23 protein-coding genes are annotated in these 24,988 nt (G+C 61.8%); 10 read left to right on the top strand and 13 right to left on the bottom strand.

From position 1 onward, the window contains the following. Positions 1–224: 224 nt before the first annotated feature. The 3 genes from guaA to GQA94_RS09675 form a co-directional block, all read right to left on the bottom strand. Positions 225–1,808: a glutamine-hydrolyzing GMP synthase gene (gene guaA, locus GQA94_RS09685; RefSeq protein WP_158187814.1), complete on the bottom strand. Its 1,584-nt coding sequence runs from the start codon at positions 1,806–1,808 to the stop codon at positions 225–227. A 117-nt stretch (positions 1,809–1,925) separates the two neighbouring features. Continuing rightward, positions 1,926–3,395, bottom strand: coding sequence for an IMP dehydrogenase (gene guaB, locus GQA94_RS09680; protein WP_158187813.1), 1,470 nt, complete (start codon positions 3,393–3,395; stop codon positions 1,926–1,928). A 108-nt stretch (positions 3,396–3,503) separates the two neighbouring features. Continuing rightward, positions 3,504–4,061, bottom strand: a complete 558-nt coding sequence (locus GQA94_RS09675) for a sugar ABC transporter ATPase (protein ID WP_158187812.1) — start codon at positions 4,059–4,061, stop codon at positions 3,504–3,506. A 132-nt stretch (positions 4,062–4,193) separates the two neighbouring features. Between GQA94_RS09675 and xseA the strand changes: the two genes are divergently transcribed. From xseA to GQA94_RS09655, 4 genes are read left to right on the top strand one after another with little or no spacing between them, the layout of a single operon-like run. Further along, the gene (xseA, locus tag GQA94_RS09670; RefSeq protein ID WP_158187811.1) at positions 4,194–5,573 is read left to right on the top strand and encodes an exodeoxyribonuclease VII large subunit; all 1,380 of its coding nucleotides are present in this window, start codon (positions 4,194–4,196) and stop codon (positions 5,571–5,573) included. 34 nt (positions 5,574–5,607) lie between these two features. Further along, entirely contained in the window at positions 5,608–6,426 is an 819-nt protein-coding gene (locus tag GQA94_RS09665; protein ID WP_158187810.1) for a M23 family metallopeptidase, read from the top strand. Between the two features lie 23 nt (positions 6,427–6,449). Then, entirely contained in the window at positions 6,450–6,992 is a 543-nt protein-coding gene (locus tag GQA94_RS09660; protein WP_158187809.1) for a hydrolase, read from the top strand. Between the two features lie 43 nt (positions 6,993–7,035). Beyond that, a complete protein-coding gene (locus tag GQA94_RS09655; RefSeq protein ID WP_158187808.1) occupies positions 7,036–8,340 on the top strand; it encodes a mechanosensitive ion channel family protein in 1,305 nt (434 codons plus the stop codon). A 52-nt stretch (positions 8,341–8,392) separates the two neighbouring features. Here GQA94_RS09655 and GQA94_RS09650 read toward each other — a convergent pair whose 3' ends face one another. Next, positions 8,393–10,579, bottom strand: a complete 2,187-nt coding sequence (locus tag GQA94_RS09650; RefSeq protein WP_158187807.1) for a TonB-dependent copper receptor — start codon at positions 10,577–10,579, stop codon at positions 8,393–8,395. Between the two features lie 56 nt (positions 10,580–10,635). Beyond that, a complete protein-coding gene (locus GQA94_RS09645) occupies positions 10,636–10,968 on the bottom strand; it encodes a DUF2946 family protein (protein ID WP_158190072.1) in 333 nt (110 codons plus the stop codon). A gap of 353 nt (positions 10,969–11,321) precedes the next feature. On the opposite strand from GQA94_RS09645, the gene leuA reads away from it, so the two are divergent. Next, positions 11,322–12,992, top strand: a complete 1,671-nt coding sequence (gene leuA / locus GQA94_RS09640) for a 2-isopropylmalate synthase (RefSeq protein WP_158187806.1) — start codon at positions 11,322–11,324, stop codon at positions 12,990–12,992. Between the two features lie 183 nt (positions 12,993–13,175). Further along, positions 13,176–14,234, top strand: coding sequence for an NAD(P)-dependent alcohol dehydrogenase (locus GQA94_RS09635; protein WP_158187805.1), 1,059 nt, complete (start codon positions 13,176–13,178; stop codon positions 14,232–14,234). Between the two features lie 166 nt (positions 14,235–14,400). Here GQA94_RS09635 and GQA94_RS09630 read toward each other — a convergent pair whose 3' ends face one another. Both GQA94_RS09630 and GQA94_RS09625 read right to left on the bottom strand, forming a co-directional pair. Continuing rightward, a complete protein-coding gene (locus GQA94_RS09630) occupies positions 14,401–14,898 on the bottom strand; it encodes a hypothetical protein (RefSeq protein ID WP_158187804.1) in 498 nt (165 codons plus the stop codon). Between the two features lie 2 nt (positions 14,899–14,900). Beyond that, on the bottom strand, positions 14,901–15,221 hold the full coding sequence (locus GQA94_RS09625; RefSeq protein ID WP_158187803.1) for a hypothetical protein: 321 nt from the start codon (positions 15,219–15,221) through the stop codon (positions 14,901–14,903). A 205-nt stretch (positions 15,222–15,426) separates the two neighbouring features. Here GQA94_RS09625 and GQA94_RS09620 point away from each other — a divergent pair, with 205 nt between their 5' ends. The 4 genes from GQA94_RS09620 (at position 15,427) to GQA94_RS09605 (ending at position 18,256) form a co-directional block, all read left to right on the top strand. Next, positions 15,427–16,281, top strand: coding sequence for a carboxylate/amino acid/amine transporter (locus GQA94_RS09620; RefSeq protein ID WP_158187802.1), 855 nt, complete (start codon positions 15,427–15,429; stop codon positions 16,279–16,281). A 103-nt stretch (positions 16,282–16,384) separates the two neighbouring features. Continuing rightward, positions 16,385–17,116 carry an endonuclease gene (locus GQA94_RS09615; RefSeq protein WP_158187801.1) on the top strand — a complete coding sequence of 244 codons (732 nt, stop codon included), beginning with the start codon at positions 16,385–16,387 and terminating at the stop codon, positions 17,114–17,116. Between the two features lie 127 nt (positions 17,117–17,243). Continuing rightward, on the top strand, positions 17,244–17,870 hold the full coding sequence (locus GQA94_RS09610; RefSeq protein WP_158187800.1) for a DUF2238 domain-containing protein: 627 nt from the start codon (positions 17,244–17,246) through the stop codon (positions 17,868–17,870). A 5-nt stretch (positions 17,871–17,875) separates the two neighbouring features. Then, the gene (locus tag GQA94_RS09605) at positions 17,876–18,256 is read left to right on the top strand and encodes a DUF2784 domain-containing protein (protein WP_158187799.1); all 381 of its coding nucleotides are present in this window, start codon (positions 17,876–17,878) and stop codon (positions 18,254–18,256) included. A gap of 14 nt (positions 18,257–18,270) precedes the next feature. On the opposite strand, the gene GQA94_RS09600 is transcribed toward GQA94_RS09605, so the two are convergent. The 6 genes from GQA94_RS09600 to hisS form a co-directional block, all read right to left on the bottom strand. Beyond that, positions 18,271–19,065 carry an amidohydrolase gene (locus tag GQA94_RS09600; protein ID WP_158187798.1) on the bottom strand — a complete coding sequence of 265 codons (795 nt, stop codon included), beginning with the start codon at positions 19,063–19,065 and terminating at the stop codon, positions 18,271–18,273. Continuing rightward, complete coding sequence (locus GQA94_RS09595) at positions 19,053–20,201, bottom strand: pyridoxal phosphate-dependent aminotransferase (protein ID WP_158187797.1); 1,149 nt, start codon at positions 20,199–20,201, stop codon at positions 19,053–19,055. Before GQA94_RS09595 ends, GQA94_RS09600 begins: the two co-directional genes overlap by 13 nt. A gap of 71 nt (positions 20,202–20,272) precedes the next feature. Further along, entirely contained in the window at positions 20,273–21,757 is a 1,485-nt protein-coding gene (der, locus tag GQA94_RS09590; protein WP_158187796.1) for a ribosome biogenesis GTPase Der, read from the bottom strand. 106 nt (positions 21,758–21,863) lie between these two features. Then, a complete protein-coding gene (gene bamB, locus GQA94_RS09585; protein WP_158187795.1) occupies positions 21,864–23,012 on the bottom strand; it encodes an outer membrane protein assembly factor BamB in 1,149 nt (382 codons plus the stop codon). Between the two features lie 4 nt (positions 23,013–23,016). Next, a complete protein-coding gene (locus GQA94_RS09580) occupies positions 23,017–23,658 on the bottom strand; it encodes a YfgM family protein (RefSeq protein WP_158187794.1) in 642 nt (213 codons plus the stop codon). A gap of 40 nt (positions 23,659–23,698) precedes the next feature. After that, positions 23,699–24,982: a histidine--tRNA ligase gene (gene hisS, locus GQA94_RS09575; RefSeq protein WP_158187793.1), complete on the bottom strand. Its 1,284-nt coding sequence runs from the start codon at positions 24,980–24,982 to the stop codon at positions 23,699–23,701. Positions 24,983–24,988 lie beyond the last annotated feature (6 nt).

Raw genomic sequence — 24,988 nt, 5'->3', positions numbered from 1 at the left:
CGCATGACTGCAGCATTCCGGAGGAGGGATTTACCGTCAAAGACCGGTTTGGTCTCGATAGTAAGGGTCCGAATCCGGCCTTCAGTTCTTACCGTTACCAATACCGCCAAACGATTTCGCTGCCTGGCGATAGCCACCGATAGATGCCGTGACGGATTTACTTATAAATCAACACGTTACGGCATCATATCGATAGGTACCGATAGTCCTCGAAGGACCTGATTTCACTCCCACTCGATGGTCGCTGGGGGCTTGCTCGACACGTCGTAGGTCACGCGCGAAATGCCTTCGATTTCGTTGATGATGCGATTCGAGACCTTTTCCAGCAGCTCGTAGGGCAGATGCGCCCAGCGTGCGGTCATGAAGTCGATGGTTTCCACCGCGCGCAGCGCGACGACCCAGGCGTAGCGACGGCCGTCCCCGACCACACCGACCGACTTGACCGGCTGGAAGACCACGAACGCCTGGCTGGTCTTGTGGTACCAGTCGAAGTTGCGCAGTTCCTGGATGAAGATGTGGTCAGCGCGGCGCAACAGGTCCGCGTATTCCTTTTTCACTTCGCCGAGGATGCGCACGCCCAGTCCCGGGCCCGGGAATGGATGGCGATAGACCATGTCGTAGGGCAGGCCCAGTTCCAGACCGATCTTGCGGACCTCGTCCTTGAACAGCTCGCGCAGCGGCTCGACCAGCTTGAGGTTCATTTCCTCCGGCAGACCACCGACGTTGTGGTGCGACTTGATCACATGCGCCTTGCCGCTCTTGGCGCCGGCCGACTCGATGACATCCGGGTAGATGGTGCCCTGGGCGAGAAACTGGATGTTATCGAGCTTGCTGGCCTGCGCGTCGAACACGTCGATGAAGGTACGTCCGATGATCTTGCGCTTCTTCTCCGGATCGGCTTCGCCCGCGAGATTATCCAGGAATTGCGCTTCGGCGTCGGCGCGGATGACCTTGACGCCCATGTTTTCGGCGAACATTGCCATCACCTGATCGCCTTCGTGCAGGCGCAGCAGGCCGTTGTCGACGAACACACAGGTCAGTTGGTCGCCGATGGCCTTGTGCAGCAGCGCCGCAACCACCGAGGAATCGACACCACCGGACAAGCCCAGCAGCACGTTGGCCGAACCGACCTGCGCGCGCACCTGCTCCACCAGATCGTCGACGATGTTCGAGGGTGTCCACAGCGCTTCGCAGCCGCAGATTTCCAGCAGGAAGCGCGACAGGATGCGACCGCCCTGACGGGTGTGGGTCACTTCCGGGTGGAACTGCACGCCGTAGTAGCGGCGATCATCATCGCCCATCGCGGCGATCGGGCAGCTCGGGGTGCTGGCGAGGATATGGAAGCCCTGCGGGAGCGTGGTCACCTTGTCGCCGTGGCTCATCCAGACGTCCAGGCCAAACACGCCGTCGTCGTCCATATGGTCTTCGATCCCGTCGAACAGCTTCGACTTGCCGACCAGATCGACACGCGCATAGCCGAACTCGCGCTCATCGGAACCCTGCACCTTGCCACCGAGCTGCTCCGATATGGTCTGCATGCCATAGCAGATGCCGAACAGCGGCACACCCAGGTCGAACACTGCCTGCGGGGCCCGCGGGCTGCCTTCGGCATGCACCGACTCCGGTCCGCCGGCGAGAATGATGCCGCGCGGATTGAAGGCGCGGATGTCCTCGTCGCTCATGTCGAACGGGTGCAGTTCACAATAGACGCCAATCTCGCGGACTCGCCGGGCGATCAGCTGGGTGTACTGCGAACCGAAATCCAGGATCAGGATGCGGTGAGCGTGAATGTCTTGATGGGGGGACATGAGGCTTTCCTTCGGAAAAAGCGTGAAGCGCAAAGCCAGAAGCTGGAAGCAGAGGCCAGAAGTCGTGACTTCCAGCGTCCAGCTTCCAGCTCCCAGCGCCTGTTGGTCGAGGCGAGGTCAACCGACCCGGTAGTTCGGCGCCTCTTTGGTGATCTGCACATCATGCACATGGGACTCGGCCATGCCCGCGCCGGTAATGCGCACGAACTGCGGGTGGGTGCGCATATGATCGATCGTGGCGCTGCCGGTGTAGCCCATGGAGGCACGCAAGCCGCCCATCAGCTGGTGGATGATCGCCGCCAGCGAACCCTTGTACGGCACACGCCCTTCGATGCCCTCGGGCACCAGCTTCTCGGCACCCGCCGACGAATCCTGGAAGTAACGATCCGAGGAGCCCTGCGCCTGGGACATCGCGCCCAGCGATCCCATGCCGCGATAGGCCTTGTAGGAACGGCCCTGGAACAGCTCAATCTCGCCTGGCGCTTCTTCGGTGCCCGCGAACATCGAGCCCATCATCACGGCATTGGCGCCGGCGACGATGGCTTTGGACAGGTCGCCGGAGAAACGGATGCCACCGTCGGCGATCATCGGCACGCCCGTGCCTTCCAGCGCGGCTGAGACATTGGCAATGGCGGAAATCTGCGGAACGCCGACACCGGCGACGATTCGCGTGGTGCAGATCGAGCCCGGACCGATGCCGACCTTGACGGCGTCAGCACCCGCCTTGACCAGATCCAGCGCGGCTTCAGCGGTGGCGATGTTGCCGCCGATGACCTGCACTTGGGGGAAGTTTTCTTTCACCCAGCGCACGCGATCGAGCACACCGCGCGAGTGACCATGCGCGGTATCGACCACGATCACGTCGACACCGGCCGCGGCCAGCGCCTCGACGCGCTCGGCGGTGTCGGCGCCGGTGCCGACGGCGGCACCCACACGCAGGCGGCCCTGGTCATCCTTGGATGCCAGCGGATAGGTCTTGGCTTTTTCGATGTCACGGAAAGTGACCAGGCCGCGCAGGTGGAAATTGCTGTCGACTACCAGCATCTTCTCGATGCGGTGCTCGTAGAGTTTGGTTTTGATTTCTTCGAGGCCGGTGCCTTCCTGAACGGTGATCAGTTTTTCCTTGGGGGTCATGATCGCGGCGACGGAATCACCGACGTTCGGCGTGAAGCGCAGGTCGCGCCCGGTGACGATACCCACCAGTTCTTTTCCCGATACCACGGGGAAGCCAGAGAAACCCAGCTCGCGCGCCTTGCGCAGCAGTTCGCTGATCTTGGTTTCGGGCGTCACGGTGGCCGGATCGTGAACGATCGCCGTTTCGTGGCGCTTGACCTTGCGCACCTCGGCAGCCTGCTGCTCGACGTTCATGTTCTTGTGAATGATGCCGATGCCGCCTTCCTGCGCCATGGCGATGGCCAGGCGGGCTTCGGTGACGGTGTCCATCGCTGCCGAAACAAGGGGAATGTTCAGCTCGATTTCGCGGGTCAGGCGGGTCTTGAGGCTGACATCCTTCGGCAAGACCTCGGAATAACCCGGGATCAGGAGAACATCATCGAACGTCAGGGCTTCTTGGCTGATACGCAGCATGGCGGGGGCTCCCAGGCGGGAAAAAGGAAGCGCGGCATTATACCGAGCGCGGACGCACGGCTCAATCAAACAATGCGTTGCCACGGCGCCAATGAACAGCGTCGTGCGCTAGTACGCCACGTCCACCAACGCCAGCGGATAACCCAGGCGTTCGCTGAACTCCTCGAGGAAGGACCGACGGAAATACCGGCCCGGCCAATTGTTGAAGATGAACCCCAGGTCTGAGAACGCGCAGGGCTGGCTGAAGGGAAAGCCGTTGATGTCATCCTCGTGTCCGCACTCCGGGCAGATGAAGTTTTCCGTTTCGGCCGGCATCCACGCCTCCAGATGCTCCAGCAGCACTTCGCCGATCTGCTGGCGGCACTCGGGGCAGTGCGCTCGCCCTTCAAAGCCCCGCATGGGCGTATAGATGCACCGGTCGGTGATGATCTCCATTCCGCTGCGCGCCGACGTGTACGGCAACAGGGCCGCACCGGCAGGCTCCAGCACCTCGGCGGCCCGTGAGCCGATGCCATAGGCCAGGCGGCCGGGCGCCGATCCGCAGGCCGATAGCTGTGGCTCGATGACGCCACGCTCGACGAGCCAGCGCTGGATGACCCGCGCCCTGGCCTGCGCTCCCGGATAGCTGGAAATCTTCGGCACGATGATGAATTGCTGGTCGCTCATGAACGCTACGTCTGAAGGAAAGCGCGCAGCTTAATCGGCAGCCGGCCGAGGTCAAGCCGAACCCGCCGAGCCGTTTACCCATCCTCGACGGGTGCGGGTGAAGCGTCACGCGTCTTGCCGTATCATCGCGGCATGCACACAGATCCCTTCCAACGCCTGAACCTCGACCGCGAAGTGCTGACCGTCAGCCAGCTCAACGGTCGGGCACGCCTGTTGCTCGAGGACGTGTTCGCCCAGGTATGGGTGGAGGGCGAGATTTCCAACCTGGCCAAGCCCGCCTCCGGCCACGTCTATTTCACCTTGAAGGACAAGAACGCCCAGGTCCGCTGTGCGCTGTTCCGGCAGAATGCGCTGCGCGTGCGCCAGGCATTGCGTGACGGCCTGGCGGTGAAGGTACGCGGGCGGGTGTCGTTGTTCGAGGGGCGCGGCGACTATCAATTGATCCTCGACAATGTCGAGCCGGCCGGCGATGGCTCGCTGCGCCTGGCGTTCGAGGCATTGAAGGACAAACTCGACGCCGAGGGGCTGTTCGATGCCGCCGGCAAGCGCGCCCTGCCCGCTCATCCACGGCGCATCGGCATTGTCAGCTCGCCCACCGGCGCGGTGATCCGCGACATCATTTCGGTGTTCCGCCGCCGTGCCCCGCACGTCGCCCTGACCCTGGTGCCGACGCCGGTGCAGGGCCGCGAAGCGACTGCGCAAATCGTCCGCGCGCTCGAACGGGCGGATCGCGGCGGGTTCGACGCGCTGATCCTGGCGCGCGGCGGCGGCTCGCTGGAAGACCTTTGGTGTTTCAACGAGGAGCCCGTCGCGCGGGCCGTAGCAGCGTGCGTGACGCCGATCGTCTGCGCGGTCGGGCACGAGACGGACGTCTCCATCGCCGACTTCGCAGCGGATGTCCGCGCGCCGACTCCTTCGGCCGCCGCCGAACTGTTGGCACCCAGCAGCGAGGACCTGCGCCGAAGGCTCGAGGGTCTACGACAACGCCTGTTGCTGCGGATGCGTGATCGCCTGCATCGCAACGGCGCTCAGCTTGAAGGCCTGGCGCGACGCCTGCGCCATCCCGGCGAGCGGCTGCAACAGCAGGCCCAGCGTATCGATGACCTGGAACAGCGGCTCTTGCGGGGTATCGATCGCCGGCTGTGTGCCGGCCAGGAGCGCCTCGCTCGGCTCGATACCCGTCTTGCCGCCCAGCACCCGGGCCGAACCCTGCAGTTGTTGCGTCACCGCCTGGAACACCTGACCGGGCGCATGCCCCGCGCCATGCAGGACGCCTTGAAAAGCCGCCGCCAGCAACTGCACGGGCTGGTCCAGACCCTTAACGTGGTAAGTCCGCTGGCGACCCTGTCACGTGGCTACAGCATCCTGCTGGACGAGCGAGGGCAGGCGATTCGCAGCGCGGGCCAGACCCAACCGGGCCAGCGACTGAAGGCTCGCCTGGGAGAAGGCGAACTGGACGTGCGCGTCGAGGACAATCATCAGACGCCGGTGACGTTATCGCTGCTGGATTAGCGCGCCGGCAGGCCCCTTCATGACTGGAGTCAACATGCGTTTTGCCTTGGTTCTACTGCTGTGTTTCGCCCTCCCCGTCCAGGCCGAAGGCTTCCTGACCCGTCTATTGAACAAGCCCGTGCCCGGCGGCGTGGCAGTGGTCGATCTCGGCAACGATGCCGATGCGCCCCGCGTGCGCTATGACGGTAAACCGGTGCTGGTGGTACGCGAAGACGGTCAACGCTGGATCGCCATCGTGGGGGTGCCGCTGAGCGTTAAACCCGGCCGGCAGCAGTTGGACGTGGACGGCGAGGCCCACGCCTTTCAGGTCGGCGGCAGGGATTACCGCGCGCAGCACATCACGCTCAAGAATACCCGGCAGGTCAATCCCAACCCTGCCGATCTCGAACGTGTTCAGCGAGAGTTGGACGAGCAGACCCGCGCCTACCGGCAGTTCAGCGCACGACAGCCGAGCAATCTGTTGTTCGACAAGCCGGTCGATGGCGCGCTCTCGTCGCCTTTCGGATTGCGCCGTTTTTTCAACGGCGAGGAGCGCAATCCGCACTCTGGCCTGGACTTCGCCGTCCCGGCCGGTACGCCGGTCAAGTCGCCCGCCGCCGGCAAGGTGATCCTCACCGGAAATTACTTTTTCAATGGCAACACCGTGTTCGTCGACCATGGCCAGGGCCTGATAAGCATGTTCTGTCACCTTTCACAGATCGGCGTGAAGGTGGGCGATGAGCTGCCTCGCGGCGCCGTGCTGGGCAAGGTCGGCTCGACCGGCCGATCGACCGGCCCGCACCTGCATTGGAACATCAGCCTCAACGATACACGCGTGGATCCATCGATCTTCATCGGTGCGTTCAAACCCTGATTCTGTTTATCGAGGAATACGACATGCTCATCAAGGCACAGGACTCCACGCTGATCGTCATCGATATCCAGGAGCGGCTGTTTCCCATCATCGAGGGCAACACGGCGATGGCCGAGCACACTGCCTGGCTGATGCAGGTCGCCCAGCGCCTCGACGTTCCGGTACTGCTTACCGAGCAATACAGCAAAGGACTGGGCCCGACCATCGCAGCGCTGCGGGACGGCATTGACGAAGGGTCGATCATCGAAAAACTGCACTTTTCCGCCGCGCGTGACGGTGAGCTGTTCAAGCGCCCCGGCGGCGAACGTCGGCAGTTCGTCGTGTGCGGCGCGGAAACCCATGTCTGCGTCTTGCAGACGGTGCTCGATCTGCGCGCGCGCGGGCTCCAAGTCTTCGTGGTGGACGAGGCCGTCGGCTCACGCCGCGCCAGCGACAAGGCGCTGGGCCTGGCGCGTATGCAGCAGGCCGGTGCCAGCATCGTTTCCCGAGAAATGGTCGCATTCGAATGGATGGAACAGGCCGGCACAGAGCGCTTTCGCTCCATCAGCCGTGAGTTCATCCGCTGAACACGCCCCACCGCCGCAACCGCTCATCTGAAGGAGCCGATTCATGCAAGAAGAACTGAGCGTCTGGCTGGACTGGCTCAGGGCTCACCCAGAGCTACAGACGCTGGTGGCCAGCGCGACGCTGATTGTCGCGGCCTGGCTCGCCAATTGGGTGGTCAAGCGCATCCTGGTGCGGGGCCTGTACAAGGTGCTGCGCAATTCGCGCGCGGCCGAACTGCAGAACTTCGGCATCATTCGCCGACTGTCGAACATCGTGCCCGCCCTGGTGCTGTCGATCGGTGTGACTACCGTGCCGGGGCTCCCGGAGGCGGCCGTCACGGTGGTGCGCAACGTCTGTGGCGGCTTCATCGTGCTGACCATTGCGCTGGCGATCGGCGCCTTGCTGGACATCATCAACCTGCTCTATCAGCGCCGAGCCGATGCACGTGTCCATCCGATCAAGGGCTACCTGCAGGTGGTCAAGATCGTCGTCTATGCCATTGCGACCATCCTCATCATCGCCACGCTGATCGACCGCTCGCCGCTGATCCTGCTTTCAGGACTCGGTGCGATGGCGGCGGTGCTGATGCTGATCTTCCAGGACACCATCCTCTCGCTGGTGGCCAGCGTGCAGATTTCCTCGAACGACATCATCCGTGTCGGCGACTGGATCGAGGTGCCGCAACTCAACGCCGACGGCGACGTCATCGACATCGCCCTGCATACGGTGAAGGTGCAGAACTGGGACAAGACCATCACCAGTATTCCGACCAAACGCTTCATCAGCGACTCGTTCAAGAACTGGCGGGGCATGCAGGAAAGCGGCGGGCGGCGGATCAAGCGCAGCGTCTATCTGGACCAGCAGAGCGTGCATTTCCTCAACCCGGAAGAATGCGAGCATCTGCACCGTTTCAACCTGCTGGACGATTACCTGACGGAAAAACGTCGGGAGATCGACGACTGGAACGCCAAGCTCGAAGAGCGCGGCAAGGAGCCGGTCAATACCCGGCGCATCACCAACATCGGCAGCTTCAGGGCCTATGTCGAGCGCTACCTGCGCAGCCACCGCTATATCCATCAGGACATGACGCTGATGGTGCGCCAACTCAGCCCGACGGCCGATGGATTGCCGCTGGAAATCTACTGCTTCACCAATACAGTGGAGTGGGTGAAGTACGAAAGCATCCAGTCGGACATTTTCGATCACTTGCTCGCGATCCTGCCCGAATTCGGGCTGCGGGTCTTCCAGCATCCAAGTGGCGCGGACATGCGCGAGGGTTACGGCTCGGTCAACCGGTTGGTCAGCCGACCGATGCTCGAGCAGCCTCGCCCCGACAGGCACGAAGAAGCTCACGCGCCGCAAAGCTGAGGGTGATGCGGGGAAGCCGCGCCATCGCGTGCTCCCCCATCGTCCGGAAGACTCAGAAGCTCATGTCCAACCGTGCCCAGTAGGTTCGACCGGGCTCGTTGACGCGCCGGGTTGCATCGAGCCCGTAATCGGCGAACCCGGCACTGCCAGCCAGATTGAGGTGTTCGCTGTAGCGCTTGTCCAGCAGGTTGTCGATACCGGCACTGAGCTTGAGGTGTTGGTCGAGCCGATACGCGCCGTTGAGCGCCAGCACACCGAACCCGTCGCTGTCGTCGAAATCCTTGCCGACCACGGTGCCCTGGTGCTGCGCCACCCGGTGCTGCGCCGCAACCACGCGCCAGAGCCCGCTCGCGCTCCAGTCGTCACGTTCGTAGGTCAGTCCGAGGCGCCCCTCGAGCGGAGGAATCTGCGGCATGGCACCACCGTCACTGCGGTTTTCGCCCCAGGCGTAGGCCAGGCTCGCATCACCCTTCCAGTGGTCGGTGAAGCGATAACCCGCGCCCATCTCGGCGCCCGCGATCGTCGCGTCGATGTTGCTGACCTGGGCGCGCGTCATGCTGGCCATCGCGCCAGGCACGTAGCTGAACAGGATGTAGTCCTCGACCACTCCGGCGTAAGCCGACACCCAGGCCTCCCATGGCCCCTCGGCGTACTGCAGCCCGACATCGAGCTGCGTGGTCTTCTCAGGGCGGACCGATTCGAACGGCTGGACGGAACCCAGCGGCCCCGGGTTGGAGACGAACAGTTCCCAGTAATCGGGGAAACGCTCGGCATGACCGAGACCGGCGTACCAGGTCAGCGGCAGGCTGACGAGTGCTTCTTCATAGCGCAGGAAGCCGCTGTACAAGGTGTCGCGCCGCGTCTCGCCAGCGCTGGGGTTGTCCCAGTCACGCGAGACCATGGGCATGCTCGACAGGTCATGGCTTCGGAAGAATTCGCGGCGATCCTCAGCCTCATGCCAGTCGATGCGCAGACCGCCGATGACCTTCCGGGTATCGGTCACATCCCAGCTCAGCTCGCCGAACAGACCATAGCTGTGCAGCATGGCGTCCGGCACCCACGGCAGCGCATTGCTTCCCGCCGCCGAGACCATTTGATTGACCGCTCCCGCCGGGTTCATCACCTTGCGATGTTCGCTGCGCTGCGCATCGACCCCCGCCTTCAATTCGACCTCGCTCCATTGCCAGGTCCCGACCAGCCGCCCGCCAAGCGTGCGACGGTCCACGTGCGAAAGAGTGGGCATCGGCATCATCGGCGTCGGGACAAAGTCGCGCAGGCTGTAGTTGTCCATGATGTGGTCGGCGTAGTTGTAGTACAGCTGCGCCTCCAGCCCGTAGAACGTCTCGCCGATATTGGTTTTGTTCAAACGCAGCCCCAGGCTTTCACGCTGGAACTGACTGCCATCCATGCCACGCCCGGCGTAGCGCGCCTCGCCGTCACCGCGCCCGGCAGTCAATTCGACCAGCGTGTCGGCATCCGGCGTCCAGCCCAGCGCGATGTCCGTGTTCCATTTGGCGTAGCGCGACGGCACGGTATCTCCGTTTCCGTCATCGTAGTCGTCGGCCCGCGAGCTATTGGCCATCAACCGTGCATACGCCTGTTCGTTGCCGGCAGCGGCATCCAGATTGCGATCGAAGCGGCCATTGGAGCCGACCAGCAGACTCCCGTTGATACGGTAGTCAGGTTCGCTGAACTGCTCCGGCTCGCGCTCGAACAGTACGGTGGCAGCCGAAGCGCCCGGCCCCCACAGCACACTTTGAGGCCCCTTGATGACCGTCAGCTTGTCGAACGTATCAGGGCTGATGTACGAGCTTGGCGAATCCATACGATTCGGGCAGGCGCCGAGCATTTCGCCGCCATTGCTGAGCAATTTCAGCCGCGAGCCGAACATGCCCCGAAACACCGGATCGCCATTGACGCCGCCGTTGCGCACGGCGGAGAAGCCCGGGATGGTTTTCAGATAGTCCGCGCCATCGCTGGCCGGTACCGGCTGTCTCGGAATCTTCGGATCGGTCACCACCGTCAACGGCGATTGCTGGCCAACGCCGGTGATGACCATCGGCGCCAGTTCGACGGTACTCGCATGATCCGCATGGTCAACCTCAGCCGCCAGCGCGCCACTGGCCAGCATTCCCAGCAGCGCCGCATGGGCGAATTGCCAGCGTAAACGCAACGGTTGAATCGAAAAGCGCTCGGACAGGCGCGCGCGCGCCTCACGGCCACGAGAATTGATGGGCATAGAGAGATCCACTTCTGCAAAATGATGTAGGGCCACGATGAGGTGGCCAAGGATTGTCAGCAGTGGTTATGCGGAGGCGCACGAGGATGGCCACTGCTGCGGCGCAAGGCCTGCGGCAGCGGTTGTTCGGGAAGCGGTTGAACATATGCCGGTTCATGGCGAGGCAGGATCAGCGCGACGGAAAGCGTGAGCGGTGGGTTGAGTGTGAGCAGCTCGCAGTAGCCGCAAAGTTCCAGCGCCGCCAGCCATTCGGGCTCGCCGGCCATGCCCTGACCATGGTGGGCATGCGCGGTGGCAGACTCATGTCCGGCATGCTGGTGATGATGTGCATTCGCCGCCCGGGCCGCTTGAACGGCAGAATATAACGGACCGGCATGGATCATCAGCATGGCGAAAAGGCCAAGCCAGAGACCTGCTGTGAAGTGTGTTTTACGAATCACGCAACGCCCTCAACGCGGACGTCAGCCCTGTCCGCTCGATGGGTGCGGATGATGGCACGGTCGGCTATTGGCGGTGAGTGCGACCTGGGGCCGCAACCGTTCAGCAATCCAGCCCACGCCAGCGCAGCTTGAGCGATGAAACATGCTTCCACATTCCGTATTTTTGGATTTAAACACCAATTTTTACCAAACCATTGCAATGAACCATCGCCAGCCACTAAATTCGAACCATCAACTCTATTGATCCGCCCTGTTTCTTCTCCCTGCGCACAGCGTTCGGAGAGTCGCTCAAGGAAAACGCCATGACCATGCTCAAAGATCCTTCGAAAAAATATCGGGCTTTTCCGGTCATCAACCTGCCCGACCGCACCTGGCCGTCACAGACGATCACCCGCGCGCCCATCTGGCTGAGCTCCGACCTGCGCGACGGCAACCAGTCGCTGATCGAGCCAATGGATGCGGGAAAGAAGATGCGTTTCTTCAAGACGCTGGTGCAGGTCGGCGTAAAGGAGATCGAGGTCGGATTCCCCTCGGCCTCGCAGACCGACTTCGACTTCGTCCGCGAATTGATCGAGGGCGGCCACATTCCGGATGACGTGACCATCCAGGTTCTGACCCAGGCCCGCGACGACCTGATCGAGCGCACCTTCGAGTCGCTCAAGGGCGCCAGGCAAGCCATCGTGCACTACTACAACGCCACCGCACCGAGCTTTCGCCGCATCGTCTTCAACCAGGACAAGGCTGGGGTGGTGCAGATTGCCGTCAACGCCGCACGGACCGTCAAACGCCTGGCCGACGCAGCGCCTGAAACCCGTTGGCGCTTCGAGTATTCGCCCGAGGTTTTCAGCTCCACCGAGACCGATTTCGCGGTCCAGGTATGCAATGCGGTGATCGAGGTGTTCCAACCGACGCCGGCCCAGAAGCTGATCCTCAACCTGCCGGCCACCATCGAAGCCGCGACGCCGAATATCTATGCCGACCAGATCGAGTACTTCGGGCGTCACATCGACAAGCGCGACAGCGTGTTGATCAGCCTGCACACCCACAACGATCGTGGCACCGGCGTCGCCGCCACCGAGCTGGGCCTGATGGCCGGCGCCGATCGCGTCGAAGGCTGCCTGTTCGGCAACGGCGAGCGCACCGGAAACGTCGATCTGGTTACGGTGGCCCTGAACATGTACAGCCAGGGCGTCGATCCGCAGCTGGACTTCTCCGATATCGACGCCGTGCGCAAGGTCGTCGAGGAATGCAACCAGTTGCCGGTGCATCCACGGCATCCCTATGTGGGCGATCTGGTCCATACCGCATTCTCCGGCTCGCACCAGGATGCGATTCGCAAGGGCTTCGCTCAGCAAGATCCGGAGGGCATCTGGGAGGTGCCCTACCTGCCCATCGACCCGGCCGACATCGGACGTAGCTACGAGGCGGTGATTCGCGTCAACAGCCAGTCCGGCAAAGGCGGTATCACCTATCTGCTGGAGCAGGAGTACGGCATCAGCCTGCCACGGCGCATGCAGATCGAGTTCAGCCAGGTGGTACAGAAGGAGACCGATCGCCTCGGTCTGGAGATGAGCGCCAAGCAGATCTACGCGTTGCTCGAGGCCGAGTACCTTCATGCCAACGCACCCTATGCGCTGAAAAGCCATCGCTTGCAGGAAGAGAACGGCACCAGTGCGGTGGACGTGGAAGTCGCCAGCGACGGTGAGATCATGCACTGGCGCGGCATCGGCAAAGGCCCGCTGGAAGCCTTGGTCGCCGGGTTGCCGGTCAAGCTGGAAATCATGGACTACTACGAGCATTCGATCGGCGCCGGCAGCAATGCCAGGGCCGCGGCCTATATCGAGGTGCGCCTGGACGGCGGGCGCTCGCTGCACGGTATCGGCATCGATGAAAACATCACCACCGCCAGTATCCGTGCGCTGTTCAGCGCATTGAACCGGGCGCTGTGCGAAGCCGAGACGAAAGCCGCCTGAGCGGGACCGGCGAGCCTCTTTTCGCAGGCTCGCCGTGCCCTGTACTGTTGCGTCGCGGCATGGCAAACCGCGCGCATTCGAGCACGAATGCATCACTCATCGGCAGGATCGTGCAACCGCTTCTGCCGATATCGGTACTAGGCTTGATGTCTCTTGATCAGACATTCAGTCCAAGGAGCCGCCATGAGCAACACCATCGGTTATGCCGCTTTCGACCCGAGCACGCCGCTCGCGCCCTATTCATTCTCGCGCCGTGCCGTGGGACCGAACGACGTTCAGATCGACATTCTCTACTGTGGCGTCTGTCACTCGGATCTGCATACCGCCCGCAATGAGTGGAACAATACCCTGTACCCCTCGGTTCCGGGTCACGAGATCGTCGGGCGCGTTACGGCGGTGGGCGATTCGGTCACCGACTTCAACGTCGGCGACCTCGCTGGCGTTGGCTGCCTGGTCGACAGCTGCCAGCACTGCCCTTCCTGCGATGAGGGTCTTGAGCAATATTGCGAGAACGGCTTTGTCGGCACCTACAACGGCCCGGCGTTCGGCGGCGGCGAGAATACCTTCGGCGGATACTCGGACAACATCGTGGTCGATCGGAAGTTCGTGCTGCGCATCTCCCATGCAGAGGAAAATCTCGCCGCTGTTGCACCCCTGCTGTGCGCCGGCATCACAACCTACTCGCCGCTGCGCCAGTGGAAGGTCGGTCCCGGACAGAAAGTCGGGGTGGTCGGCCTCGGTGGTCTCGGCCACATGGCGGTAAAGATCGCCAACGCCATGGGCGCCCAGGTAGTGCTCTTCACCACCTCGCCGGACAAGAAGGAAGACGCGCTGCGCCTCGGCGCCAGCGAGGTCGTGGTCTCGAAGAACCCGGATGAAATGGCTGCCCACCAGAACAGCTTCGACTTCATCCTCAACACCGTCGCAGCCCCGCACAACCTCGACGCCTTCCTGTCGTTGCTCAAGCGCGACGCGACCATGACGCTGGTCGGCGCGCCGGCTTCGCCCCACCCATCGCCCAACGTCTTCGGGCTGATCTTCAAGCGTCGCCGCCTGGCGGGCTCGCTGATCGGCGGCATCGCCGAGACGCAGGAAATGCTGGACTTCTGCGCCGAGCACAGCATCGTGTCGGACATCGAAATGATCGATATCCAGACGATCAACGAAGCCTACGAGCGCATGCTCAGGAGCGATGTGAAATACCGTTTCGTCATCGACATGGCCTCGCTCAAGGCCAGCTGAGACTGCTGATGCAGCTTTCCCCCGTGACATATGCCTCACGGGGGAAAGCGCTTCAAGCTTGCGCATATGAGCTTCCAATTAATGAAGAAGAGCACGCACTGAACAGATCACACGTACGCACAGCAATCCGAACTTATCGCACAAGCTTGGCTCACAATAAATATCTCTATATGCCTTCAACAATCCGTTTCAGGGCATCATAGCTTAAGAAATCAGACCCGATTCTCAAAAGCTTCTCCTCACCACCAATCACGAACAGATAAGACTTTCTATTCAGATCTGAATAGATCACCGAATACCTGCCCACATCCCACCTTTCAACCCGCCGGTCTCTTACAAACACGTCCTGCATCACCTTTAAATCCTGCTGGTTACAGCCAGGGTTTACAGGGCCTGAAAAAACACCTTCGAAGAACACTGCAACAGGGCAACCATAGTCAATGGTCTTGTCATTCGACATATCTGAAAAAGCCAGATACCTTTTACCCAGCTCATCTCCATACCGAAATATCAATACATTCTGACTGTCGCCAATATTAGCCACCAATGAAAAGTCACCAGGAATATCAAACCTGAGATCAGAGTAGACAAGCTCAACAGTAGCATTTGAGAAAGCCGATGAAGAAAACACCACCAACAGCATTGCAAAAAATATTTTAAGCATCGTTAAATTCCATTGAGCGCCATGACAACTTCAAACTTATAGCGAGCACCTATACTGACCTTACAGACATGATAGAAAGCAGTATCCCCTGAAACCACGCCTTTACCAATCCGTGCAATCTGTTTGACTATGTACGACAGCCCTGGCTTGCCACCAATCGGCCTCGGAACAATATCCATGGATGCTGAGCATGCTTGTGCCTCTACAATTGCGCCATAAACGACTTCGGCAGCTCGCTCATTTACCGAATCAGGTGAAGCTGTACCGCTTCCCCAAAAATAGTTAATAGCCGCAGACACATACTCCCTATCATGATAATCCACCAAAATCTCCCTATATTTACCCACATGCCTTTTGCCAAACCATAACAATACGAGAGACGACAATACGAGCACCGGGTCAAAAAGCATGAATCCGCATAACCGATAAAACTTCAGCTGCGCTGCCACAAGCCGACGGGGGTGCACTCGACGCTTCCCTCTTTGCCGCCGAGCCGTTAAGGTCGCCGGCTTCTGTTGAGGAGCCGGTATGCGCTACCTAATTTTCGTCACCCTGCTCTGGGCGTTTTCCTTCAATCTGATCGGCGCTTACCTGGCCGGTCAGGTCGACAGTTATTTCGCGGTACTCACGCGGGTGATCCTCGCCGGCCTGGTCTTTCTCCCGTTGACTCGCTGGCGCGGCGTCGCGCCGGGCTTCATTGCCGGCGTGACGCTGGTCGGCGCGTTGCAGTTCGGCGTGACCTACCTTTGCCTGTACCTGAGCTTCAACGTCCTGACCGTCGCCGAAGTGTTGCTGTTCACAGTGCTCACACCGCTGCACGTGACGCTGATCGACGATGCGCTCAACCGTCGCTTCAACCCTTGGGCATTGTTAGCGGCAGCGGTCGCCGTACTTGGTGCCGGGCTGATCCGCTATGACGGGATTTCCAGCGACTTCCTCGGCGGCTTTCTGCTGATGCAACTGGCCAACTTCACCTTCGCCGCCGGACAAGTGGGCTACAAGCACCTCGCGCGGCGTTACCCGTCGGATATCCCACTGTACAGGCGCTTCGGTTATTTCTTCCTGGGCGCACTGGTTATCGTCCTACCCGCCTGGCTGTTATTCGGGCATGGCGACAAGCTGCCGACCAGTGCAAGCCAGTGGGCAGTGCTGGTCTGGATGGGTGTGCTGGCGACTGCGTTGGGCCAGTTCTGCTGGAACAAAGGCGCCACACTGGTGGATGCCGGCACCCTGGCGGTCATGAACAACATGGCGGTACCCGTCGGCCTGGTGCTCAACCTGCTGTTCTGGGGCAGCGAAACCAACCTGCTCCTGCTGGCCATAGGCGGTGTGATCATCCTCGCCTCGCTCAAGATCAATCGACTGGGCCGTGGCACGGGGTGAAATTCCACTCAACTCTTTGTTTTTTATATCATTTATACATGAAATATCAGTAACATAGCGCGCCCCGCATGGATGCATTTCTCAGTCAGTCGTCGAGATATCCATGCGCCGTTTCAGCCTGTTCCTGCTCGTCCTGTTCTTTTCATCCAGTGTCCAGGCCGAAGCGCCACGCACGTTTCGCGAAGCGAAGAAGGTGGCCTGGCGTATCTACGCAGAGCGGCCGGTGGACTTCTACTGTGGCTGCGCCTTCGAGGGCAATCGGATCGATCTGGCCAGTTGCGGTTACGTTCCGCGCAAGCAGCCCAAGCGTGCCGCCCGCGTTGAATGGGAACACATCGTCCCCGCCTGGGTGATCGGCCATCAACGCCAATGCTGGCAGCAGGGCGGGCGCAAGCACTGCACGTCCACCGACCCGGTGTTCAGCAAGGCCGAAGCGGACCTGCACAACCTCGTCCCGGTCGTAGGAGAGGTGAATGGCGACCGCAGCAACTATGGCTTCGGGATGCTCAGCGAGAAGCCCAGCCAGTACGGCGCCTGTCCCTTCGTGGTGAACTTCAAGCAACGCACCGCCATGCCACCGGAGTACAGCCGTGGCGCGATCGCACGCACCTACCTGTATATGAGCGACCGCTACGGACTACGCTTGTCGAAACAGGACCGGCGTCTGTACGGCATCTGGGATCGTCAGTATCCGGTCAACGAATGGGAGCGGTGGCGCAACCAGAGTGTCGCCTGCGTACAAGGCAACGCCAATCGCTACGTGGGCGCGGTGGACCTGACTCGCTGTGCCAAATCCATTTCCCGGGCGTCCGCGACCCGCGCCGGCGAAGGTTGAACGCGCCGTTCGGCAGCACCTGGACGAGGCGCCGGGGGTATGGCAGACAAAGCACCTCGGCGATGTTGCGTGCCGCCATGCGGGCACTGCATGCTGGCGCCATACCAGTCGATCACAGGCACTGCCGATGCAGGACAAGAAGCTCTACGCAACCCTGGGCCTGGCGGTCCTGCTGGCGCTGATCGCCTCGGGAATCGCCCCCTACGACCGCGCGACCTGGCTGCTGGAGGTCGCGCCGGTGCTGATCGCAGCGCCTGTCCTGCTGCTCGGTTATCGTCGTTTTCCGCTCACGCGGCTGCTCTACGTACTGATTGCCGTCCATGCGCTGGTGCTCATTCTGGGTGGCGCCTACACCTATGCCCGTGTACCCCTGGGTTTCTGGGTACAAGACTGGCTCGACCTCAGCCGCAATCCCTATGACAAGCTCGGCCACCTCATGCAGGGGCTCGTTCCGGCATTGCTGGCCCGTGAGATTCTGCTGGGGCGCGGCTTCGTCGCGCCCGGAAAACTGCTCGGATTCCTCGCGCTCTGCGTCGCGCTGGCCTTCAGTGCCTTTTACGAAATGATTGAATGGTGGGTGGCGCTGATCGCCGGCCAGGGCGCGCAAGACTTTCTCGGCACCCAGGGCGACCCATGGGACACGCAGTCGGACATGTTCATGGCACTGCTCGGCGCCCTGCTTTCGGTCACCTGGCTGGCTGGCATTCAGGACCGACAGATGACCCGACGTTCGCGACATGGCCCAGCAGGATAGCCATCATGCTCTATCGACTCGCTGCCGACGCGGTGCTGGTGCTGCATCTCGGCTTCATCGTTTTCGTGTTGCTGGGCGGGCTGCTGGTGGCCTGGAAGCGAGCCGTCGTATGGCTGCACCTGCCTGCGGTGGCGTGGGGCATATTCGTTGAACTGAGCGGACGCCTGTGCCCGCTCACTCATTGGGAGAATGCGCTGCGGCGCCTGGCGGGCGGCGCCGGTTATGAAACCAGCTTCGTCGAGCAATACCTGCTGCCACTGATCTATCCGAGCTGGCTGAGCGTGCCGCTGCAGTACCTGCTGGCGGCTGTGGTCGTGCTCGCCAATCTCATGATCTACGGCTGGTTGATCGTCCGCTGGCGGCACGATGCCGTGCCGCCGCGATGACACGCAACCCTCGGCTAGTCTTTCAGCTCGAACGCGTCGCCGTCGTGATAAGCCGGGAACTTGTCGCGGAATGCGGCCAGATCGCGTCCGCGTAGCGTGGCCCGGAAGACGCCATCGGCCCCGCCCGCCTCCAGCAACGGATCGCCGAGATAATCGAGCACCTGGCTGTCACCGCTGTAGGGATAACCCTTGCCATCCTCGCCAACGCGATTCACCGCCGCGACATAGCAGAGGTTTTCGATGGCGCGTGCCGGCAGCAGGCGGTTCCAGGCGTTGCGGCGTGCAGCGGGCCAGTTGGCGGTATACAGCAGCAGATCGGTGTCGTGCGGATCACGACTCCAGACCGGGAAGCGCAGGTCGTAGCAAATCAAGGGCCGTACATGCCAGCCGTTGAGCTCGAACAGTGCGCGACTGGCCCCAGCCGTGTAGTGCTTGTGCTCTCCGGCCATGCGAAACAGGTGCCGCTTGTCGTAATGCGAAATTTCACCGTTCGGCCGTGCCCAGAGCAGGCGGTTGCGGTGGCTGCCGTCCGCTGCCTGAATGATCACGCTGCCGGTGATCACCGCCTGCATGCGCGCCGCCTGCTCACGCAGCCAGGCGTAGGTGGGTCCCTGCTCAGGTTCGGCCAGCTCGGCAGAATTCATCGAAAACGCCGTGGTGAACATTTCCGGCAGCACGATGAGGTCGGCCCCGCGGGCCTGGTCGAGCAAGCCGACGAAGCGCTCGCGGTTGGCAGCGGCGTCCTGCCAGACGAGGCGGGTCTGGATCAGGGCGAGTTCGAGGTCCGGCAAATCATTCAAATCGCGCATAGTCGCTCAGCTGCCTGGCGCAGCGTCTCCTCTCGTTTGGCGAAGCAGAAGCGAACCAGACGCGACGCGGCGGGAGGCGTCTGATAGAACACCGATATCGGAATGCTCGCCACGCCATGCTCTCGGGTCAGCCACTCGGCCATCGCGACATCGTCGAGGTCCGGTCGAATCGCCGAATAATCGGCCAGCTGGAAATAGGTACCCGTCGTGCGGGTAAAGCTGAACCGCGAGCCCGCCAGCAAATCGCAGAACAGATCGCGCTTGGCCTGATAAAAACCGGGCAACTGGCTGAGGTGCTCAGGGTGTGCCGACATGAAGTCGGCCAGCGCCCACTGCAGAGGCGTGACACCGGTAAAACTCACGTACTGGTGCACCTTGCGCAGTTCGCTGCTGAGCGCGGCTGGCGCCACCACATAGCCGGTTTTCCAACCGGTGACATGGTAAGTCTTGCCGAACGAGCTGATGACGAACGCACGCTGGTACAACTCGTCATGGCGCAGCACGCTGGCGTGCTCGCGGCCATCGAACACCAGATGTTCATACACCTCGTCGCTGAGCAGATAGATGTCCTTGTCACGGATCAGCGCGGCCAGACGGTCCAGGTCGGCCGAATCGATCAGCGCCCCGCTGGGATTGTGCGGCGTATTCAGCACGATCATACGGGTGCGCGGCGTGAGCGCATCGGCCAATTTCTGCCAGTCGATGGAAAAACCGGGAAGACTCAGCGATTGATGGATACAGACGCCACCTGCCAGCTGAACCGCCGGCTCGTAGCTGTCATAGCAGGGATCGAAGACGATGACCTCGTCTCCCGGCCGAACGACGGCGTGAATCGCACAGAAGATCGCCTGCGTAGCGCCAGGCGTGACGGTAATCTCGGTGTCCGCGTTCGCTTGTCGACCGTAAAGTGATGCGACCTTTGCCGCCACCTGCTCGCGCAACGCAGGCAGACCGGTCATCGGCGCATATTGGTTGTGGCCAGCCATCACATGGCGGGCGACCGCCTCGCGCAGCGCATCGGGCCCATCGAAGTCGGGAAAGCCCTGCGACAGGTTCAGCGCGCCGGTCTGAACCGCCAGCTGCGACATGGTGGTGAAGATGGTGGTGCCGACATGGGGCAGTTTGCTGGTGATCATCGATTCACTCGGAGCTGGAGGTGACAAGCCGGACGTAAGGGCACCTCCGGCTTACGACGTTCAACGTGAGACTATCGCTTGTCGCGGCGCTTCTTCTCGGCCTTCTTGTGGTGCGACATGAGACGACGCTTCTTGTTCACCTGGCGATCGGTGAGCGTGTTTTTCTTGCCCTCGTACGGGTTTTCGCCGCCCTTGTATTCGATTCGAATGGGCGTACCCACCAACTTCAGTACGCGCCGGTAGGTATTTTCCAGATAGCGCGTGTAGGACTTCGGAATCGAGTCGACCTGGTTGCCGTGAATCACGATCAGCGGCGGGTTGGCGCCGCCCAGGTGGGCATAGCGCAGCTTGATACGACGACTGGCGACCATCGGCGGCGCGTGCTCACGCACCGCGTCTTCGAGAATCTGCGTCAGGCGACTGGTAGGCCAGCGGGTCACCGCGGACTTGAAAGACGCCTGTACGGACTTGTACAGATTGCCGACGCCGGTGCCGTGCTTGGCGGAGATGAAATGGATGTCGGCGAATTCTACGAAGAACAGTCGGCGCTCGAGCTCGGTCTTCACGTAGTCACGCTCGCTCGGCTCCATGCCGTCCCATTTGTTCAGTGCGATCACCAGCGCCCGGCCGCTTTCGAGAACGAAGCCGAGCAGGTTCAGGTCGTGTTCGACGACACCTTCGCGCGCATCCATCACGAAGATGACGACGTTGGAGTCCTGGATCGCCTGCAACGTCTTGACCACCGAAAACTTTTCCACCGCCTCGAAGATCTTGCCGCGCCGGCGCACGCCCGCCGTATCGATCAGGGTGTACTTTTCGTCATCGCGTTCGAACGGGATGTAAATGCTGTCGCGCGTCGTACCGGCCTGGTCATAGACGATGACCCGCTCTTCGCCCAGCATGCGGTTGACCAGCGTCGACTTGCCAACGTTGGGGCGACCGATGATGGCGATCTTGATGCCATCCTTTTCACTTGGCCCGGGAATGCGTTTGAGTTCCTGGCCTTCGGCAACGACCTCATCCTCTTGCGCTTCACCTTCTGTTTCGGTTGCCTCGGCGTTGTCCTTGGGAAACACACCGAGCGCCTGTTCCAGCATATGGCTGATGCCGCGACCATGGGCGGCAGCGATCGGCAATGCATCGCCCAGGCCCAACGGGCTGAACTCGGCTCGGGCGATATCCGGGTCGATACTGTCGACCTTGTTCGCCACCAGGAAGTGACGCTTGTTCATCTTGCGCAGGTGATCGGCGATCATCTGATCGCCTGGGGTCATGCCGGCACGCGCGTCGACCATGAACATCACGGCATCGGCTTCCTGCATCGCTTGCAGCGACTGCTCGGCCATCTTGGCGTCGATGCCCTGTTCATCGCCAGTCAGACCGCCGGTGTCGATGACGATGTAGGTACGGCCCTGCCATTTGGCCTCGCCGTACTGGCGATCACGGGTCAGACCGGCGTACTCCGCGACAATGGCGTCGCGGCTTTTGGTCAGACGGTTAAAGAGGGTGGATTTGCCAACGTTCGGTCGGCCCACCAGGGCGATTACGGGAACCATACGGCTCTCCACTGCGATATTTCAGAAAACACGAAGGCCGCTGCAAGGCAGCGGCCGAATATAGCGTTCCGCAAAAGCGAAACGGCAGACAGATGACCCTAGCGGCTCAGTCCGCCTGGCGAATGGTCAATGCAACCAGTTTCCCGCCGTTACCGTAGACGTACAACCAATCGCCCTCGACCACCGGACGCGCCCGGACGCCGTCGCTGTCGATACGGGTACGCGCCACGAAACGACCATCGACCTGGCTCAACAGATGCACATAACCTTCCTTGTCGCCAACCACCACGTAGCTGGAGAACACCGCCGGCGTCGACAGTTCGCGACGAGCCAGTGCGTCATTGGTCCAGAGCACCGTGGTCGAACGCTCGTCGATGCCGACGACCGAGCCGTCGGCCTGGCTCAGATAGACGCTGCCATAGCCCATCGCAACGCCGGACGAGGTCGATGCATCGCGCTGCCAGAGAATACGTCCGGTTTCCAAATCCAGCGCCGCTGCACGACCCTGGAAGGTCGCGACATACAGAGTGCCGCCCGACAGCAGCAGCCCACCGTCGATGTCGACGACGCGCTCGAGCTCGGAACGACCCTGCGGGACAGCGACGCGCTGCTCCCAGACAGGCAGGCCACGGCGGGTATCCAGCGCCACGACCTTTCCGCTGGAGAGGCCGGCGACCGCCAGTTCGTTGGTCAGCAGAGGTGCACCGGTACCGCGCAGGGTCAGAACCGCAGGCGAACTTTCGTAGCTCCAGCGCTGCTTGCCGGTATCGATTTCCAGCGCGACGACCCGATCATCCTGAGTCTGAACGACGACCACGTCGCCGTTGACCGCAGGTGCGGAAAGCACCTCGCTGCTGACCTGGCTGCGCCAGCGCTCTTCACCGGACGAGACATCCAGCGCCAGCACTTCGCCGCGCAGCGTGCCGACCAGCACCAACCCATAGCCCGCGCCAACGGCGCCGGAGATCGGCACGTCCAGGTCGTTCTTCCAATTGACCTTGCCAGTCGTGCGATCCATCGCGACCACCAGCCCCTCGACGTCGGCGGCAAAGATTTCGTTGCCATAGACGACGGGAGTCAGCAGGTTGTAGGTCTCGCCCTGACCGTTGCCGATCGAGCGACTCCACTCCTGCTTCAATTGTATTTCGGCATCGAACTTGACCAGTTCGGCGGGCTGGGGCTCTTTCTTGTCATTGCTGCTGCAACCGGCAGCCAGGACGGCCAGGGTCAGCAGTGCGGCAGTTTTCCAACGCATCAATTCACGCCTCTCCACGAGCCAGGTCGTCCAGTTTCAGCTGTAGGCCACCGATCGCGGCATCCTGCGACAGCAATTCTTTTGCCTTGGTATAGGCGGCGTGGGCCTCGTCAGGGCGCCCAAGCTTGACCAGCAGATCGCCCCGCAACTCCTCGCGGCTGGCGCCGAATGCCTCGGCAGCCTCGCCCTGGAGCAGCTCAAGCGCTTGCTCGGCCTTGTCCTGCGCCGCCAGGATACGCGCCAGGCGTTGGCGAGCCAGCTCTTCGAGCGTCTTGTCGGCAGGCTTGTCCAAGACAGGTTGCAACTCAGCCGCGGCCTCGTCGAGACGGCCCGACTCCACAGCCACCTTGGCCACGAACAGAGCGCCGTACTGCGCATAATGCGAACCGGCGAATTCCTTCTTCAGAAGACTGCCCAGACGCGAGACTTCGGCGGTGTCCACCTGACCCTCATCGAGCGCGGCATTGAGCAGCTGCTGATAAACGGCCGAGGCGTTCTGTTCCTGATTGAGCTGATGCTTCTGCCAGAATTGCCAGCCAAACACCAGCACCAGAGCGAGTGCGCCCCCGAGCAGCAATGGCTTTCCGTTGCGCTGCCACCAGTCCTTGATCTGCGCCAGCTGTTCTTCTTCGGTACCCGAGGTCACACTGCCACTCCTTACAATCGCTGAATTCAAACCCGTCCGATCAAGCCAGACAGGCAGCCAGACGCTCGGGTAGAGCATCCCAGGCAATACTTTGTTGTTCGCTGTCGTCGCGCAGCGGCTTGCAACCTACCACGCGCCCGGCCAGTTCGTCGTCACCCAGAATCAGCGCAAAACGCGCACCGCTCTTGTCGGCCTTCTTGAACTGGCTCTTGAAACTGCCGCCACCGGCGTTGACCAACAGGCGAAGCCCCGGCAATGCATCGCGAAGCCGTTCCGCCAGCGCCAGCGCGGCCAGCTCGGCCGCCTCGCCAAAGGCACAGATGAAGGCATGTGCCGGCTGATTGAGCGTTTCCGGAACACACTCAAGGGTTTCGAGCAGCAACACCAGGCGTTCTATTCCCATGGCGAAACCAACGCCTGGCGTCGGCTTGCCGCCAAACTGACTGACCAGCCCGTCATAGCGACCGCCGGCGCACACAGTACCCTGCGAGCCCAGCTTGTCGGTGACCCACTCGAATACGGTGCGGCCGTAATAGTCCAGGCCGCGAACCAGCTTCGGGTTGATCTGGTAGGCGATCCCCGCCGCATCGAGGCGAGCCCTGAGGCCGTCGAAATGCACGCGGGACTCGTCGTCCAGATAATCCTGCAGGGTTGGCGCATCGACCAGCAGCGCCTGGGTCTGGGCGTTCTTGCTGTCCAGGATGCGCAGAGGGTTGCTGGTCAGACGGCGCTGACTGTCTTCGTCGAGTTGATCGACGTGCTGGCGCAGATAAGCGACCAAGGCATCGCGGTAAGTCGCGCGTGCCTGGCTGGAACCCAGGCTGTTGAGCTGCAGCGTGACCGCCTCGGACAAGCCAAGCTTCTTCCACAACCGGGCGGTCAGCACGATCAGCTCAGCATCGACATCCGGCCCCGGCTGATTGAACACTTCCACGCCAATCTGATGGAACTGACGATAGCGACCCTTCTGCGGCTTCTCGTAGCGGAACATCGGGCCGGCATACCAGAGCTTCTGAACCTGCCCGCCTCCGGTCATGCCATGCTCGAGCACGGCGCGGACGCAACCTGCCGTCCCCTCGGGACGCAGCGTCAGCGACTCCTCGTTACGGTCGAGAAAGGTATACATCTCCTTGTCGACCACGTCGGTGCCCTCGCCGATGCCGCGGGCGAACAGGTCGGTGAACTCGAGGATTGGCAGGCGAATCTCGCTGTAACCGTAGCTGTCGAGCAGCTCGGCGAAAGTCGTTTCCAGGTAGCGCCAGACCGGCGTCTGTGCCGGCAGGATATCGTTCATGCCACGTATGGCTTGCAGGGACTTGCTCAATTCAGT

Source organism: Stutzerimonas stutzeri (genome assembly GCF_009789555.1).
Taxonomy (GTDB): domain Bacteria; phylum Pseudomonadota; class Gammaproteobacteria; order Pseudomonadales; family Pseudomonadaceae; genus Stutzerimonas; species Stutzerimonas stutzeri_R.
The sequence above is the reverse complement of the archived record's forward strand: the minus strand, read 5'-3'. Positions and strand labels throughout refer to the sequence as shown.